The 15,800-nt window shown below is 66.0% G+C and carries 13 protein-coding genes; 7 read left to right on the top strand and 6 right to left on the bottom strand.

Features of this window, described 5'->3' with window-relative positions; all coding sequences use genetic code 11:
• Positions 1-59: 59 nt before the first annotated feature.
• From KMZ68_RS22625 to gltB, 3 genes are all read right to left on the bottom strand, one after another.
• A complete protein-coding gene (locus KMZ68_RS22625; protein WP_249779453.1) occupies positions 60-473 on the bottom strand; it encodes a BA14K family protein in 414 nt (137 codons plus the stop codon).
• 120 nt (positions 474-593) lie between these two features.
• Positions 594-2,063 carry a glutamate synthase subunit beta gene (locus KMZ68_RS22620; protein ID WP_215613353.1) on the bottom strand — a complete coding sequence of 490 codons (1,470 nt, stop codon included), beginning with the start codon at positions 2,061-2,063 and terminating at the stop codon, positions 594-596.
• Positions 2,064-2,249: 186 nt separating this feature from the next.
• The gene (gltB, locus tag KMZ68_RS22615; RefSeq protein ID WP_215613352.1) at positions 2,250-6,983 is read right to left on the bottom strand and encodes a glutamate synthase large subunit; all 4,734 of its coding nucleotides are present in this window, start codon (positions 6,981-6,983) and stop codon (positions 2,250-2,252) included.
• A gap of 482 nt (positions 6,984-7,465) precedes the next feature.
• Here gltB and KMZ68_RS22610 point away from each other — a divergent pair, with 482 nt between their 5' ends.
• Positions 7,466-8,194 (top strand): hypothetical protein, encoded by a 729-nt coding sequence (locus tag KMZ68_RS22610; protein WP_215613351.1) that lies wholly within the window; start codon positions 7,466-7,468, stop codon positions 8,192-8,194.
• A 133-nt stretch (positions 8,195-8,327) separates the two neighbouring features.
• Here KMZ68_RS22610 and KMZ68_RS22605 read toward each other — a convergent pair whose 3' ends face one another.
• Positions 8,328-8,801 (bottom strand): Hsp20 family protein, encoded by a 474-nt coding sequence (locus tag KMZ68_RS22605; RefSeq protein ID WP_215613350.1) that lies wholly within the window; start codon positions 8,799-8,801, stop codon positions 8,328-8,330.
• A gap of 224 nt (positions 8,802-9,025) precedes the next feature.
• On the opposite strand from KMZ68_RS22605, the gene KMZ68_RS22600 reads away from it, so the two are divergent.
• From KMZ68_RS22600 to KMZ68_RS22585, 5 genes are all read left to right on the top strand, one after another.
• Complete coding sequence (locus tag KMZ68_RS22600) at positions 9,026-9,973, top strand: alpha/beta hydrolase (protein WP_215613349.1); 948 nt, start codon at positions 9,026-9,028, stop codon at positions 9,971-9,973.
• Positions 9,974-9,989: 16 nt separating this feature from the next.
• Complete coding sequence (locus KMZ68_RS22595) at positions 9,990-11,096, top strand: helix-turn-helix transcriptional regulator (RefSeq protein ID WP_215613348.1); 1,107 nt, start codon at positions 9,990-9,992, stop codon at positions 11,094-11,096.
• Between the two features lie 183 nt (positions 11,097-11,279).
• Entirely contained in the window at positions 11,280-11,414 is a 135-nt protein-coding gene (locus KMZ68_RS26175; protein ID WP_256442492.1) for a hypothetical protein, read from the top strand.
• 261 nt (positions 11,415-11,675) lie between these two features.
• A complete protein-coding gene (locus KMZ68_RS22590) occupies positions 11,676-12,107 on the top strand; it encodes a hypothetical protein (protein ID WP_215613347.1) in 432 nt (143 codons plus the stop codon).
• A 60-nt stretch (positions 12,108-12,167) separates the two neighbouring features.
• A complete protein-coding gene (locus tag KMZ68_RS22585) occupies positions 12,168-12,806 on the top strand; it encodes a LysE family translocator (RefSeq protein ID WP_215613346.1) in 639 nt (212 codons plus the stop codon).
• Here KMZ68_RS22585 and KMZ68_RS22580 read toward each other — a convergent pair.
• Positions 12,794-13,549: a sulfite exporter TauE/SafE family protein gene (locus tag KMZ68_RS22580; RefSeq protein WP_215613345.1), complete on the bottom strand. Its 756-nt coding sequence runs from the start codon at positions 13,547-13,549 to the stop codon at positions 12,794-12,796. The genes KMZ68_RS22585 and KMZ68_RS22580 overlap by 13 nt on opposite strands.
• Positions 13,550-13,784: 235 nt before the next feature.
• Here KMZ68_RS22580 and KMZ68_RS22575 point away from each other — a divergent pair, with 235 nt between their 5' ends.
• Positions 13,785-14,675 carry a LysR substrate-binding domain-containing protein gene (locus KMZ68_RS22575; protein ID WP_215613344.1) on the top strand — a complete coding sequence of 297 codons (891 nt, stop codon included), beginning with the start codon at positions 13,785-13,787 and terminating at the stop codon, positions 14,673-14,675.
• Between the two features lie 35 nt (positions 14,676-14,710).
• On the opposite strand, the gene hisN is transcribed toward KMZ68_RS22575, so the two are convergent.
• Positions 14,711-15,493 (bottom strand): histidinol-phosphatase, encoded by a 783-nt coding sequence (hisN, locus tag KMZ68_RS22570; protein ID WP_215613343.1) that lies wholly within the window; start codon positions 15,491-15,493, stop codon positions 14,711-14,713.
• Positions 15,494-15,800: the final 307 nt, after the last annotated feature.

Here is a 15,800-nt window from a genome sequence, read left to right as displayed (position 1 = left end):
AAGAACAAAAACCCCGGCGCAAGGCCGGGGTTCTGAAATCGCGAGCAGGCAATCTTCCGTTACGGACACGGATGGCGGAAGCCATCGCGCCCGACATAGGTCATGCTCTCGGGATCATACGACCGGAAGCGCTGCATGCAGTAGCTGATCGCATCTCGCCGCTGGGCTTCGCCCGCTATGATCGCCCCGCCGATGACGGCAGCGCCGATCCCGAGGGCAACTCCGGCGCCGACATCGCCACCACCCCAGCCGCGTCCACGGCCGCGGCCGCGTTGCGCGAAGGCCGAGGAAACGCCCATGGCGCCGGTGGTGGCAACCACGCCGACCGCGTACAATGACAATAGGACTCCTGTCGCCAGCACGCGGGTGACAAGCTTGCGCGCGCCCGATTTCTGAATTCTCATGTCGTCCGCCTTTCCCATTGAGCGCTGCATGATGATCGCGGGGGAAATAGCGGCGTTGATTTGGATCAAGCGCGCGGGCGGCTCCGGGGTACTTCGTCGCCGCTGCAGCCTGTCATCGGGCGGCGCGAAGCGCCGATCCGGTGGCGGGCGGTGACGGCCGAAAGAGGGGCGCGAAGCCTGCCGAAGCAATCACCTCGGCAGGTTCGTCGTCCCCATCAGGAACTGGTCGATCGCCCGGGCGCAGAGCCGGCCCTCGCGGATCGCCCACACCACCAGCGATTGGCCGCGGCGCATGTCGCCGGCGGAGAACACCTTCGGCAGCGAGGTCTGGTAGTCGGCGGTGTTGGCGCGGACATTGCCGCGCGGGTCGAGGTCGACGCCGAGCGTCTTGAGCAGGCCCTCATGCACCGGATGCACGAAGCCCATCGCCAGCAGCACCAGCTGGGCGTTGAGTTCGAACTCGGTTCCGGCGATCGGCTTGAACTTGTCGTCGACATGCACGCAATGCAGCCTTGTCACCTTGCCGTCTTCGCCGGAGAACTTCTGCGTCAGCACGGCGAAGTCGCGCTTGGCGCCTTCGGCCTGGCTCGACGAGGTCCGCATCTTCATCGGCCAGTTCGGCCAAGTCAGGCCCTTGTTCTCGTGCGCGGGCGGCGCCGGCATGATCTCGATCTGGGTCACCGACTTCGCGCCTTGCCGGAACGAGGTGCCGATGCAGTCGGAGCCGGTGTCGCCGCCGCCGATCACGACGACGTCCTTGCCGCCGGCAAGGATATCGGCGGCGTTGCCGAGCGGCTCCGAGGAGACGCGGCGGTTCTGCTGCGGCAGGAAATCCATCGCGTAGTGGATGCCGGCGAGATCGCGGCCGGGGATCGGCAGATCGCGCGCGGCTTCGGCGCCGCCGGTCAGCGCCATCGCGTCATATTGCGCGAGCAATTCCTGCGGATCGATCGCGGCGTTTCCGGTTCCCTGGGCGCTGCCGCCGACCGGCGAGTTGTAGTGGAAGGTGACGCCCTCGGCCTCCATCTGCGCCACGCGGCGGTCGATGACGTGCTTCTCCATCTTGAAGTCGGGAATGCCGTAGCGCAGAAGGCCACCGGCCTTGGCGAACTTCTCGTAGACATGCACGTCGTGGCCGGCGCGCGCGAGTTGCTGCGCGCAGGCGAGTCCGGCCGGGCCGGAGCCGATGATGGCGATCTTCTTGCCGGTCTTGTTCGCGGCGATTTCAGGCGGCAGCCAGCCATTTTCCCAAGCGCGGTCGACGATCGCGCATTCGATGGTCTTGATGGTGACCGGGTTGTCGTCGATGTTGAGCGTGCAGGAGGCCTCGCAGGGCGCCGGGCAGATGCGGCCGGTGAACTCCGGAAAATTATTGGTCGAGTGCAGGTTGCGCGAGGCCTCTTCCCAGTTGCCCTGATAGACCAGATCGTTGAAGTCGGGGATCTGGTTGTTGACCGGGCAACCGGGCGTGCCCGGCGCCACCGAGCCGGTGCCGTGGCAATAGGGAATGCCGCAATTCATGCAGCGCGCGGCCTGGTCGCGGGTTTCCTTCTCGCTCAGGGGAATGACGAATTCGTTATAATGCTTCACGCGCTCGGCGACCGGCGTGTACTTGCGGTCGTGCCGGTCGATCTCGAGAAAACCTGTGATCTTGCCCATTAACGTCCCTGAACTTCGCTTCGTCATTTTCCGTCGTCATCCTTCGAGGCTCGCCTTCGGCTCGCGCCTCCAGCGATAACGGCGAAGCCGATACGCAGGGATGACGTCCTCTTTTCCTGTCGTCGTCCCGCCGTCTTTCGAGGCCCTCGCTGCGCGCGAGCGCCTCAGGACGACGGCATCTTTGTCTTACGCCCCGATCGCTATCTTCGGCTCGGCGTCGGCGTCGGCCTTCAATTCCCTGAGCGCGCGGCGGTATTCCACCGGCATCACCTTGCGGAACTTCGGCAGCCACGTCTTCCAGTCGGCGAGAATGTCGGCGGCGCGCTTCGAGCCGGTCAGCTTGGCGTGGCGGGTGATCAGGACGTGCAGCCGCTCGACGTCGGATTCCAGCAGGTTCTGGAACACGTCGACGCGGCCATGCGCCTCGAGGTCGCCGGACTGGTGATAGGCGTTCTCGTTGACCATCTCTTCCGACAGCACCGGTTCGAGCTCGACCATCGCCATGTTGCAGAGTTTGGCGAAGTCGCCGGCCTCGTCCAGCACGTAGGCGACGCCGCCCGACATGCCGGCCGCGAAGTTGCGGCCGGTCTTGCCGAGCACCACGACGATGCCGCCGGTCATGTATTCGCAGCAATGATCGCCGGCGCCTTCCACCACCGCGACCGCGCCGGAGTTGCGCACCGCGAAGCGTTCGCCGGCGATGCCGCGGAAATAGCATTCGCCCTCGATCGCGCCGTACAACACGGTGTTGCCGACGATGATGGACTCTTCCGGCACGATGCCGGAATTGCGCGGCGGCTTGACGATGATGCGGCCGCCGGACAGGCCCTTGCCGACATAGTCGTTGCCTTCGCCTTCGAGTTCGAAGGTGACGCCGCGCGTCAGCCAGGCGCCGAACGCCTGGCCCGCGGTGCCCTTGAAGTTCACTTGAATCGTGTCGTGCGGCAGGCCGGCATGGCCGTAGATCCTGGCCACCGCGCCGGACAGCATCGCGCCGGCGCTGCGGTCGGTGTTGTTGATCTCAGTCTCGAACTTGACCGGCGCGCCGCGGTCGAGCGCGGGTCTCGCCTTCTCGATCAGGGTGCGATCGAGCACGGCTTCCAGGTGATGGTTCTGCGCCTGGGCGTGATAGATCTTCTGGCCCTTTTCTTCCTTCTGCCGCACGAACAGCTTCGAGAAGTCGAGCCCCTTGGCCTTCCAGTGCGCCACCAGGGTGGACTGGTCGAGCATCTGGGTCTGGCCCACCATCTCGTTGAAGGTGCGGTAGCCGAGCTGCGCCATGATCTCGCGGACTTCCTCGGCGACGAAGAAGAAGTAGTTGATGACGTGCTCGGGCTGGCCGGTGAAGCGCTTGCGCAGCACCGGATCCTGGGTGGCGACGCCGACCGGGCAGGTGTTGAGATGGCATTTGCGCATCATGATGCAGCCGGCCGCGATCAGCGGCGCGGTGGCGAAGCCGAATTCGTCGGCCCCGAGCAGTGCGCCGATCACGACGTCACGCCCGGTGCGGAAGCCGCCGTCGACCTGCACCACGATGCGGCTGCGCAGCCGCTCGCGCACCAGCGTCTGGTGGGTTTCGGCCAACCCGATTTCCCAGGGGCTGCCGGCATGCTTGATCGAGGTCAGGGGGGAGGCGCCGGTGCCGCCCTCGAAGCCCGCGATGGTGACATGGTCGGCGCGCGCCTTGGCAACGCCGGCCGCGACCGTGCCGACGCCGATTTCGGAGACCAGCTTGACCGACACCTGGCCGTCCGGATTGACGTTCTTCAGGTCGTAGATCAGCTGCGCCAGATCCTCGATCGAATAGATGTCGTGATGCGGCGGCGGCGAAATCAGGCCGACGCCGGGGGTCGAATGCCGCACCTTGGCGATGGTGGCGTCGACCTTGTGGCCGGGCAACTGTCCGCCTTCGCCGGGCTTGGCGCCCTGCGCCATCTTGATCTGCATCATGTCGGAATTGACGAGATATTCCGTGGTGACGCCGAAGCGGCCCGAGGCGACCTGCTTGATCGCCGAGCGCATGGAATCGCCGTTCGGCAGCGGCTTGAAGCGGTCGCTCTCCTCGCCGCCTTCGCCGGTGTTGGACTTGCCGCCGATCCGGTTCATCGCGATCGCCAGCGTGGTGTGCGCCTCGCGCGAGATCGAGCCGAAGCTCATCGCGCCGGTGGCAAAGCGCTTGACGATGTCCTTGGCCGGCTCGACCTGGTCGAGAGCGACAGGCTTGCGCTTCTCGTCCTCGGCGGTCTTGATCTTGAACAGGCCGCGCAAGGTCAGCAGCCGCTCGGACTGCTCGTTGAGGATTTTTGCGAACGCCCGGTAGCGCTCCAGCGAATTGCCGCGCACGGCGTGCTGCAGCGTGGAGACGGATTCCGCGGTCCAGGCGTGATCCTCGCCGCGGGTGCGGTAGGCATATTCGCCGCCGACGTCGAGCGCAGTCTTGTATTGCAGCGCGTCGCCGAACGCGTCCTGATGGCGGCGCGCGGTTTCCTCGGCGATTTCAGCCAGCCCCACGCCTTCGATGCGGGTATGGGTGCCGACGAAATACTTCGCGACGAAATCCGCCTTCAGTCCGACCGCGTCGAAGATCTGCGCGCCGCAATAGGACTGGTAGGTCGAGATGCCCATCTTCGACATCACCTTGAGCAGGCCCTTGCCGATCGACTTGATGTAGCGCTTGACGATCTCGTAGTCGTCGAGCGACCCCGGCAGCCGGTCCTTCATCGCGATGATGGTCTCGAAGGCGAGATAGGGGTTGATTGCTTCGGCGCCGTAGCCGGCGAGGCAGGCGAAGTGATGCACCTCGCGCGGCTCGCCGGATTCGACCACGATGCCGACCGAGGTGCGCAATCCGGTGCGGATCAGGTGATGATGCACGGCGGCGCAGGCGAGCAGCGACGGGATCGGAATCCGGTCGGTGCCGGCCATGCGGTCGGACAGGATGATGATGTTGACGCCCTCGCGGACGGCGGCCTCCGCGCGCGCGCAGAGTTCGTCGAGCACCTGCTCGAGGCCGGCGGCGCCGAACCCGGCGTGGAAGGTGGTGTCGAGCGTGCGCGACACGAAATGGGTGTCGGCGACCTCGGAGATCGAACGGATCTTTTCCAGATCCGCGTCGGTCAGGATCGGCTGGCGCACTTCGAGCCGCTTGGTGCCGGCCATGCCCTGCAGGTCGAACAGGTTCGGCCGCGGCCCGATAATCGAGACCAGGCTCATCACCAGCTCCTCGCGGATCGGATCGATCGGCGGGTTGGTGACCTGCGCGAAGTTCTGCTTGAAGTAGGTGAAGAGCTGCTTCGGCTTGTCCGACAGCGCCGAGATCGGCGTGTCGTTGCCCATCGAGCCGTTGGCTTCCTCGCCGGTCGAGGCCATCGGCGTCATCAGGATGGCGATGTCTTCCTGCGAATAGCCGAACGCCTGCTGCCGGTCCAGCAGCGGCAGGTTCGAACGCATGCCCTTGGTCGGGGCGTCCGGCAGTTCCTCGAGCACGATCTGGGTGCGGTCGAGCCACGCGCGGTAGGGATGGCTCTTGGCCAGTTGCGCCTTGATCTCGTCGTCGGGAATCAGGCGGCCCTGTTCGAGGTCGACCAGCAGCATCTTGCCGGGCTGCAGCCGCCACTTGGTGATGATGTGCTCTTCCGGAATCTTCAGCACGCCCATTTCGGACGCCATGATGATACGGTCGTCGCTGGTGACGAGATAGCGCGCGGGACGAAGCCCGTTGCGGTCCAGCGTGGCGCCGATCTGGCGGCCGTCGGTGAACGCGATCGCGGCGGGACCGTCCCACGGCTCCATCAGGGCGGCGTGATATTCGTAGAACGCGCGGCGCTCCTCATCCATCAGGGGATTGCCGGCCCAGGCTTCCGGAATCATCATCATCACGGCGTGCGGCAGCGAGTAGCCGCCCTGCACCAGGAATTCGAGGCCGTTGTCGAAGCAGGCGGTGTCGCTCTGTCCTTCGTAGGAGATCGGCCACAGCCGGCTGATGTCCTTGCCGAACAGCTCCGAATGCACCGAGGCCTGGCGGGCCGCCATCCAGTTGACGTTGCCGCGCAGCGTGTTGATCTCGCCGTTATGGGCGATCATGCGGTAGGGATGCGCCAGCGACCAGGTCGGGAAGGTGTTGGTCGAGAACCGCTGATGCACCAGCGCCAGCGCGCTCTCGAAGTCCGGCTCGGAGAGGTCGGGATAATACTTGCCGAGCTGGTCGGCGAGGAACATGCCTTTGTAGACCACGGTGCGGCACGACAGCGACACCGGGTAATAGCCGGCCAGCCCGCGGTCGCGGCGCTGGTAGATCGCCTGCGAAATCGACTTGCGCAGGATGTAGAGCTTGCGCTCGAATTCGTCGTCGGTCTTCGCCTTGCCGTTGCGGCCGATGAACACCTGCATGTGCGCGGGCTCGGTCGGCTTGACGGTTTGGCCGAGCGAGGAATTGTCGGTCGGTACGTCGCGCCAGCCGAGCAGCACCAGCCCCTCGTCCTTGATCTGGTCGGCGATGATGCTCTTGATGACTTTGCGCCACGCCGTTTCCTTCGGCATGAACAGCGCGCCGACGGCGTAGTCGCCCGGCTTCGGCAGCGCAAAGCCGATCTCGGCGGCCTTGCGCGCAAAGAAGGCGTGCGGGATCTGCACCAGGATGCCGGCGCCATCGCCGGCGCGCGGATCGGCGCCGACCGCGCCGCGGTGTTCGAGGTTGCACAAGATGTTCAGCGCGTCGGAGACGATCTGATGCGACTTCTTGCCCTTGATGTTGGCGATGAAGCCGACGCCGCAGGAATCCTTTTCCAGCGCGGGATCATAGAGACCCACGGCGGGCGGGCGCCAGTCATGCTCGCGCGCAGGCTCGGCCGGTTTCGAGGCCGGGTCCGCCGACAGCGCATGCGTCACGATGTTTTCGCGCTCGAACTCCGACCCGCTCATCTCAGTCCTCTCAAAAAGGCTTTCGCAATAAGGCTTGAGGCCTCAACAAGGCTTGGGGCCTCAACCGTCGTCGGCGCACCTTGGGCGTTGCGGCACCCACCGGGCCACCGCTCGTCCTCCGCGAGCCGCAATTTCGTAAATTCAGGCTTGGGCGTCCGGCGTCCCCGACGAACGGCCTTGCCTTTTACTTCCTGGCGCCTGAGCACCAACTTTTGCTGCAATCCCCGTGCCGGGATCCGCACCGCAATTGAGACAGCTATGCTGTCCTAACTCAGACCATGCCAAATTTTTTTCTATCACACAAGCGCGTGAAAGTCCCCCGCTGCATGGCAGATCCGTGCCTTCGCTGGGGATAGCCGTACCGCCCCGGATTTGAAGCAAACGCGCCGCGATCCGGCCCAAGGACCGCCGGAATCCGCAATGAAATTGCGGCCGGGACAGGGAGCGAAAACGCTCCGGGGTGTCACAGGAGCGATGATCCGATGAAGTTGTTCACGGGATGGGTGGTGTCGGCCGGGCTGGTGGTGGCGGCCACCGCCGCGCAGGCGCAGGTGCTGCCGCCTTACGGCGTCGGGAACTCGCCGTACCGGGCGGTGTCCGACGTCGGCGGTCCCTATGCGGCGATGCCGCCGGAAGCCCGGGTGCCGCCGGGCTACGGCCCGCGGTTGCTGCCGCCGGAGGAGGTCTACACGGTGCTGCGCGAGAGCGGATTTTCGCCGCTCGGCATCCCGCGGCAGCGCGGCTTCGTCTACACGATTTCGGTGATCGACCGCGGCGGCGACGACGGCCGGCTGGTGATCGACGCCCGCACCGGGCGGATCCTGCGTTTCCTGCCGGCGAACCGGATGGGCGACAATTTCGATGAGGCCCTGACCGACAGCTACGGCCCGCTTGGCCCGCCGCCGCTCGTCACCGGGGCGCCGCGGCCGCCGCGCGCGATCCCGAGGGTCGCAAGCCGCACGCCCGCGGTACCGATTCCGAAAGCTTCGCCTCACGCCGGCCAGGCCAAGCCCGGCGCCGAGGCCAAGCCGCTGGCGGCAAAGCCCGCGACCCCGCCGGCACAGCAGTCGGCCGCCGCACAGACCAGGCCGGCCGAGCCGCCGACCACCGGCCAGGCCGCAGCCCCCGCGGCTGCGCCTCCGGTCGAGGCCAAGCCCGCGCCGCAGATCCTGCCGACCCAGGACATGCCGCAGGCGCAGGGGCTGGAGTGAGCTGAGCCCCCATCCGGAGGAGCTTGCGAGGGCGAACTCCCCATCATGAGGTGATTGCCCGCTGATAACAAAAAACGCCCCGGTTTCCCGGGGCGTTTGGGTCTCGGCCAATATCTGCCGAAAACCAATTCTCTTAAGCGGCAGCTTTCTCGGCCGAGCCGTCGATCACCTGCGGCGCTGCCGCGCTGGTGGCGATCGGAATGGTGCGCGGCTTCTTGGCCTCGGGGATTTCGCGCACGAGATCGACATGAAGCAGGCCGTTCTCGAGCGAAGCGTTCTTCACCTGTACGAAATCGGCGAGCTGGAAGGCGCGTTCGAAGGCGCGCGCGGCGATGCCGCGGTACAGCACGTCGGCCTTGTTGCCGTTCTCAGTGACGGATTTTTCGCCCTTGATCGTCAGGGTGTTTTCCTTGGCGACGATCGAAAGCTCGTTCTGCGAGAAGCCGGAGACGGCAACCGTGATGCGATAGGCGTTCTCGCCGGTGCGCTCGATGTTGTAGGGCGGATAACCGGGGCTGCCGTCGGTCGCTGCGCGGTCGAGCAGGTTGAAGAAGCGGTCGAAGCCGACGGTGGAACGATAAAATGGGGTGAGATCGTAGGTACGCATGGGGTAGTCCTCCATTGAGCGACTGTTTCAGTTAACCCGCCCGCCATGGGGCCGGGCTTTCGTCCAATGTGCAGCCTCAGGCCCGGTTTCCCGAAACGCTGGTAGCGGCCTGCACGAAGGTGATATGGGAGGGGCCCCGCAGCGTTCAAGAGGGTGGGAACGGCGCCGGTTTTGCTGCCCGCACCCTTGATTTCCAGCGCTTTTCACCTATCCGGTCCGCTCCCATGACGCTCGTCTCGATCCCTGCCAATCCCGTTCCGGAAGACGTCGTCTCCGGCACCATCAAGACGCCTGATGGTGCGGAATTGCGCTTCGCGCGCTGGGCGCCGCCGGCCGGCCGCAAGGGCACGGTCTGCGTCTTCACCGGCCGCAGCGAGATGATCGAGAAATATTTCGAGACCGTGCGCGATCTGCGCGAGCGCGGCTTTGCGGTGGCGATGATCGACTGGCGCGGGCAGGGCCATTCGTCGCGGCGCCTGCGCGATCCGCGCAAGGGCTATGTGCGCGATTTCGCCGATTTCGAGGTCGACGTCGAAACCTTCGTGCAGCAGGTGGTGCTGCCGGATTGCCCGCCGCCCTATTTCGCGCTGGCGCATTCGATGGGCGGCGCTGTCATGCTGCGGGTGGCGCATGCCGGCAAGCGCTGGTTCGACCGCATGGTGCTGTCGGCGCCGATGATCGACCTGCCCGGCCACGCCACCTCGTTTCCGGCGCGCGCGCTCTTGAAATGCCTCCGGCTCACCGGCCAGGGCGGCCGCTACATTCCCGGCGGCAGCGACGCGCTGAGCAGCACCGAATCCTTCGTCAACAATCTCCTCACCAGCGATCCCGTGCGCTATGCTCGCAACGCCGCGATCCTGGAGGAGGACCCGACGCTCGGGCTGGCCTCGCCGACGGTGGCCTGGGCCGATACCGCGATAAGGACCATGCGCGGCTTCCGCGCCGCCGACTATCCGCTGCAGATCCGCCAGCCGATCCTGATGCTCGCCGCCTCCAACGACAGCGTCGTCTCGACCGCGGCGATCGAGGAGTTCGCCTATCACCTGCGCGCCGGCTCGCATCTCGTGATCGCCGGCTCCAGGCACGAGATCCTGCAGGAGCAGGACCGCTACCGCGCGCAGTTCTGGGCCGCATTCGACGCCTTCGTCCCGGGCACGCCGCTGTTCAAGTGATGAAGGTATCGTTGCCGTGAAGCCCGATCTAATCGACCGGATTTACGAATGCTCGGTTCTGCCGGACCTGTGGCCCGGCGTGCTGGATGAGCTGGCCGCGCTTTCGGATTCGCGCGGCGGCCTGTTGTTTTCGGCCCGCGACCGGGTTTTGAACTGGACCGCGTCGGCCAATCTCAGCGAGATCTTTCGCACCTATGTCGAGGACGGCTGGTTTCCGCGCTGTACCCGCCGTGTTTGCCTGTTCGGCCAGTCGCAGCCCGGCTTCTTCGTCGAGCATGATTTTTGGACCGCCGATCAGCTCGACAGCAATCCGATCTATCGCGACTTCTTCCGTCCGCGCGGGCTGGGCTGGTCGGCCGGCACTGGCCTGCAGATGCCGACCGGGGATCGCGTCGTCTTCAGCATCGAGCGCGAATACAGCCGTGGTCCGATCGAAAAGGAGCGGGTCGATGCCTTGAACGAGCTTCGCCCGCATCTGGCGCGCAGCGCGCTGGTGACGGCCCGGCTGGGGCTGCAGCGCGCCACCGGCGCCAAGGAGGCGCTGACGGCGATGGGGCTGCCGGCGCTGCTGCTCAACGAGAGCGGCACGGTGATCGAGGCCAATCACCTGATCGAGGGGCTCGGCGACCATGTGCAATGGCGCGCCCGCAACCGCATCGCGCTGGCCGACGGCCGCGCCAGCGAACTGCTATGGGCCGGCCTTGCCGCGCTCGACGGCGATCCGGAGCAGGCCGTGCGCTCGTTTCCGTTGCGCGATGCCGACGATCGCGCGGCGCTGGTCGTGCACATGATTCCGATCCGGCGCTCCGCCCACGACATCTTCGCCGGCAGTTACGTCCTGCTGGTAGCGACCCCGGTGACGATGCCGCTGGCGCCGCGCATCGAACTGATGCGGTCGCTGTTCGACCTGACGCCGTCCGAGGCGCGGGTGGCCCGCGGCCTCGCCTTCGGCGAGACGCTGGAGGAGATTGCGTCCGCCGGCGGCGTCGCCATCTCGACCGTCCGCTCGCAATTGCGCGTGGTGCTGCAGAAGACCGGCTGCACCCGCCAGGCCGAACTGGTGGCGTTGTTGGCGAACGTCACGCTGGATCGCAGCGCGCCGGAGAGTCCGGCGACGCCGTAAATTTCCCGGCCTTCGTTCCGGCTTTGCTGCGGCTTCATCTATTTGGAGGATGACGCCGGATTCCGCCGCGCTCATGCTCGCCATGACATTTCGTGTCACCAGCTTCCGGATCGGCCGGACGCTGTCCAACGCCAGCATCCCGCGCGCGCTCCGCGGCCGGGGATGCAATCAAGGGAAAGACAAATGAAGCGCTTCATCCTGTTGACGGTCTTGCTTGCCTCGGTCGCCGGTGCGTTCGCCGCGATGGCCCCTGCCTCCGCCGACCCGCACGGCGACCGCATGAAGCGGGATTGCAACAGCGGCGCACGCAAGTGCTGATTGCGTTCTGAGATCGAACCGCCGACATCGCCCGCCGGCTACCCGCGCCGGCGGGCTTTGTCCTTCATTGTCCAAGGCGGCCAAATTCCTTGCCGTCCGGTAGCGACGCAGATTTTGATGCGGGCCGAGGCCGGTCCTCATCAAAGTAGCGCCGGAAGTTGATCTGCATCAACAAGAGTTGGCCTCGCGCGCGTCGTAATGGTCTTTACAGGGCCGGGAAATGTCCTAGCCTGATGTCTCGGCGCTCTGGGGGATTCGGCGATGCGATTCCGCGTACGAAAATATGCCCATGTGCTGGAACGCACCGGGCTTGCGATGGCGGGTGCTGCCGCCGGCCTGTTTGTCGCCGCCCATGTCGGCTCCAGCGTCGCCGCGCTCACGACCCAAGGCTTTCTGGTCGTCATGATGGTTGCCGGCGCGATCGGGTTCTATCTCGGGATCGACACGCCGCCATTGCCGTTTCATGAACCGCATCAGGAGCCTGCAGACGGCTCCGGCGGCAAGATCGATACCGCGGAATTCCTCAGCGCTGTCGGCACCTTCCTTGCGGCGCTGACGGCCTTCGTCTCGGTCGGTGTGATCGTGCTTCGCGAGAATCCGCGGATGTTCTGGACCATCATGATCATGGCCGGATGGGTCATCGGGGTAGCGATGCAGATCGTTGCCGGCGCCATCGCACGCCTGCGGCGCTGATGCGCCGTCGCCTTTGGCCGTGACCGCTTTGCCGGGCTTGCGAACGAGAATTTGAAACCAATGCTCGGCATCCAGGAACTCTGGCTCTTCATCCTCTCCGGCCTCTTGCTCAACATCACGCCGGGACCGGACACCGCCTATATCGTCGGCCGCAGCGTGCAGATGGGATGGCGCGGCGGGGCGGCGGCGGCGCTTGGTATCGGCACCGGCTGCCTCGTGCATGTGTTTGCCGCGGCGCTCGGCCTGTCGGCGCTGCTGGCGGCGTCATCGGCCGCGTTCACCTTGGTGAAATGGGCCGGCGCCGCCTATCTCTGCTTCATCGGCGTCAGGATGCTGCTGTCGCGCTCCGGCGCGCCAGCCGCGGAGGCGGCGCCCGCAGGCGCCATCATCCCGCTGCGCCAGGTGTTCTGGCAGGGCGCGCTGACCAATGCGCTCAATCCGAAAGTGGCGCTGTTCTTTCTCGCCTTCCTGCCGCAATTCGTGGCGGCGGAGGCGCCGCACAAGGCCTTCGCTTTCCTGGCTCTCGGCCTGATCTTCATCTTCAACGGCACGCTGTGGTGCCTCGGCGTGGCTGCGTTCGCCGCGAAAGCCGCCGGCCGCGTCAGGCAGTCCGGCCGGGCGATGCTCTGGATCGACCGCGCGCTGGGCGGACTGTTCGTCTATCTCGGCGTCCGCATCGCGATGCTTCAGGCGCGGTAGATATTGTAGAGCGTGCTGCCCACCAGATAGAGCCCGAGCAGGATCATCGCGATCAGGAACCAGCGGCGGAAGGCTTCCGGCTGCATCCGCGAGCGCACCGCCTGGCCGATGAACATGCCGGCAAAGGCGGACGCCATCGCCACTGCGCCCGGCAGCGCGGTCGCCGCTGTCAGCAGCCCGGCGGTGGTCAGGTTGAAGGCGAGCGCCACGGTCGCAACCGTGAAGAACACCCCGAGCGCCTGCACCAGTTCGTCCTTCTCCATGCCGATCGCCTGCATGAACGGCATCGACGGGATCACCTGCACGCCGGTGGCGGCGGAAATGATCCCGGTGACGACGCCGACGATGCCGCCGATCCATCCTTCGTTCCGGCGCGCGACCTGGAACGAGAACTTATTGAGCCCGATGATGGCGTAGACCACCAGCAGCACGCCGAGCACGATGGTGCCGTAGCGCGCATAGGGGCCGGTCAGCATGTCCGAGTTCAGCCAGATGCCGATCACGGTGCCGACCATCAGCGGCCACAGCCGCCGGATGATGTCGCGCAGATAGGGGCCGAGGAAGGTCTGCCAGATGTTGGTGATGATGGCCGGCACGATGACGATGGCGAGCGCATGCGAGGGCTGCATCGTCACCGCCAGCAGCCCCATCGACACCGTCGGCAGGCCGAGCCCGATCACACCCTTGACGAATCCGGCGAGCAGGAAGGCGGCGGCGATCAGAAGCAGCAGAGGTTCGAACATCTGACAACATTGACCGATCGAAGCTGAAGGCACAATCTGCAGCTTGCGGAGCCAGCCTTCGGCTGGAGCGAAGGCTGGGATAGCCATGAGCACTGACCTCATCCTGAGGAGCGGCCACTTGGCCGCGTCTCGAAGGATGGGAAACATTGGCCTCATGGTTCTCCCGGCGATGCAAAGCATCGTCCGGAGACGGCGCAAGCGCGCCTCCTCACCATGAGGGTCACGGGAAACCGCCATGCGTTTCGATCTGGTCGACCTAAAGCTGTTCGTCGCCGTGGCCGAGGAGCGCAGCATTACCGGCGGCGCGACGCGCGCCCATCTGGCGCTGGCCTCCGCCAGCGCGCGGATCAAGGGGCTGGAGCAGGCGCTCGGCGTCACGCTGTTGCGGCGCGGCCGCCGCGGCGTCGAGCTGACCCCGGCGGGCGAGAGCCTGCTCGATCATGGCAGGCTGATCCTGCACGATGTCGAGGCCATGCGCGGCGATCTCGCAGCCTACGCCAGCGGTGTGCGGGCGAGCGTGCATCTGCTCGCCAACACCTCGGTGCTGTCGGAGCACCTGCCGAAGGCGCTGGCCGCGTTCCTGCGCGATCATCCCGATATCAATGTCGACATCGAGGAGCGCGAAAGTGCCGACATCGCCGCGGCGGTCGCCGGCGGTGCCGCCGATCTCGGCTTCGCCGCCGAGCATGCGCTGCCGGACCACATCGAACGCTTCGCCTTCTGCGAGGACAGGTTGATGCTGGTCGTGGCGCGACGCAGCGAGTTGGCCGGCCGCCGCGGCATCGATTTCAGCGAAGTTGCCGGGCGTGACTTCGTCGGGCTGACCAATTCGACTGCGCTGCAGGTCCATATTTCAAGACACGCCGCGCGGCTCGGCCTGCGCCTGCGCTTTCGGGCGCGGCTGCGCGATTTCGACGCGATCTGCCAGATGGTGGCGGCGGAGGTTGGCATCGCCGTGGTGCCGGAATCCGCGGCACGGCGATGCGCGCAGACCATGCCGATCGGCCTGATCCGGATCCGCGACCCCTGGGCCAACCGCAAGCTCGCGATCTGCGCCCGCAGTTTCAAGACGCTGCCGCGCCCGGCCAAGCAGCTGGTGGAGTATCTGCGCAAGGCGGCGCAGTAGCGAAGATTGCCAAGTCCTCGCAATGAAGAGGAATCCTAGCTGTTCAGCAGCTTCATCGCCGCTTCATGCACTCGCGGGTCGCCGGCGGCGATGATGCGGCCGCCGTTCTGGGCGGGCTTGCCGTCCCAGGTAGTGACGACGCCGCCGGCACCGGTGATGATCGGGATCAGGGCCGCGATGTCGTAGGGCTTCAGCTCGGTCTCGACGACGAGGTCGAGATGGCCGGCGGCGAGCATGCAGTAGGAATAGCAGTCGCCGCCATAGCGCGACAGCCGCACCGCCTGCTCGACCCGGCCGAAGGTGGCGCGGTCGGCGGCGTTCATCAGCAGCGGGCTGGTGGTGAACGAGGTTGCCTCGGCGAGCGAGGCGCAGCGCCGCACCGCCAGTTTCCGCGTCCCCGACGGCCCCTGGTACTGGGCCGAGCCACTGTCGCCGGAAAAGCGTTCGCCGATGAAGGGCTGGTGCATCATCCCGAACACCGGCGTGCCCTTGTGCAAGAGCGCGATCAGCGTGCCCCAGATCGGAAATCCCGCAATGAAGGATTTGGTGCCGTCGATCGGATCCAGCATCCAGACATAATCGGCGTCTTCGCGCTCGTTGCCGAATTCCTCGCCGACGATGCCGTGCTGGGGAAAATTGGCCTTGATCAGCCGCCGCATCACCGCTTCCGCGGCGCGGTCGGCCTCGGTCACCGGATCGAAATCGTGGGTATTGCTCTTGTCGTCGACCGACAGCGAGGTGCGGAAGAACGGCAGGATGGTTTCGCCCGACGTGGTCGCGAGGCGGCCAATGAAGGCGGTGAAATCGATGACCGTCACGGCGGTTCCTTGAAAGCGGGGGCGGGCGGCGGAGAATCTCCCGATCTTGCCTAGCCCAATCCGGCAGGCCGCGCACCGTTGACGCATACATTATACAGACGGCCGGTGCCGGTAGCCCGGGCCGGGCCGGTCAGGCGCCGAATCAGGGCCGCGAAGCGGTGTGTTTTCTGATGACGGCGCCGATCACGAATTTGAGAGGTTAATGGCCGCGGCCCGGAGATCGGGGTTTGCGGCGGCTCGTCAGGGGATGAAGCCTCTGAAATGACATGGGAAACGGCCAAATCCGGCCGTCCCGATCTGCAGCCCA

The organism is Bradyrhizobium sediminis (assembly GCF_018736105.1).
Lineage (GTDB): Bacteria > Pseudomonadota > Alphaproteobacteria > Rhizobiales > Xanthobacteraceae > Bradyrhizobium.
Note: the sequence above shows the minus strand (reverse complement) of the source record. Positions and strands in the feature narration are given on the sequence as shown.

Excerpts from the sequence above, each read along its gene's own strand:
- KMZ68_RS22620 (WP_215613353.1), bottom strand. The coding sequence starts at position 2,063 with ATGGGCAAGATCACAGGTTTTCTCGAGATCGACCGGCACGACCGCAAG.
- gltB (WP_215613352.1), bottom strand. The coding sequence starts at position 6,983 with ATGAGCGGGTCGGAGTTCGAGCGCGAAAACATCGTGACGCATGCGCTG.
- KMZ68_RS22610 (WP_215613351.1), top strand. The coding sequence starts at position 7,466 with ATGAAGTTGTTCACGGGATGGGTGGTGTCGGCCGGGCTGGTGGTGGCG.
- KMZ68_RS22605 (WP_215613350.1), bottom strand. The coding sequence starts at position 8,801 with ATGCGTACCTACGATCTCACCCCATTTTATCGTTCCACCGTCGGCTTC.
- KMZ68_RS22600 (WP_215613349.1), top strand. The coding sequence starts at position 9,026 with ATGACGCTCGTCTCGATCCCTGCCAATCCCGTTCCGGAAGACGTCGTC.
- KMZ68_RS26175 (WP_256442492.1), top strand. The coding sequence starts at position 11,280 with ATGAAGCGCTTCATCCTGTTGACGGTCTTGCTTGCCTCGGTCGCCGGT.
- KMZ68_RS22590 (WP_215613347.1), top strand. The coding sequence starts at position 11,676 with ATGCGATTCCGCGTACGAAAATATGCCCATGTGCTGGAACGCACCGGG.
- KMZ68_RS22585 (WP_215613346.1), top strand. The coding sequence starts at position 12,168 with ATGCTCGGCATCCAGGAACTCTGGCTCTTCATCCTCTCCGGCCTCTTG.
- KMZ68_RS22580 (WP_215613345.1), bottom strand. The coding sequence starts at position 13,549 with ATGTTCGAACCTCTGCTGCTTCTGATCGCCGCCGCCTTCCTGCTCGCC.
- KMZ68_RS22575 (WP_215613344.1), top strand. The coding sequence starts at position 13,785 with ATGCGTTTCGATCTGGTCGACCTAAAGCTGTTCGTCGCCGTGGCCGAG.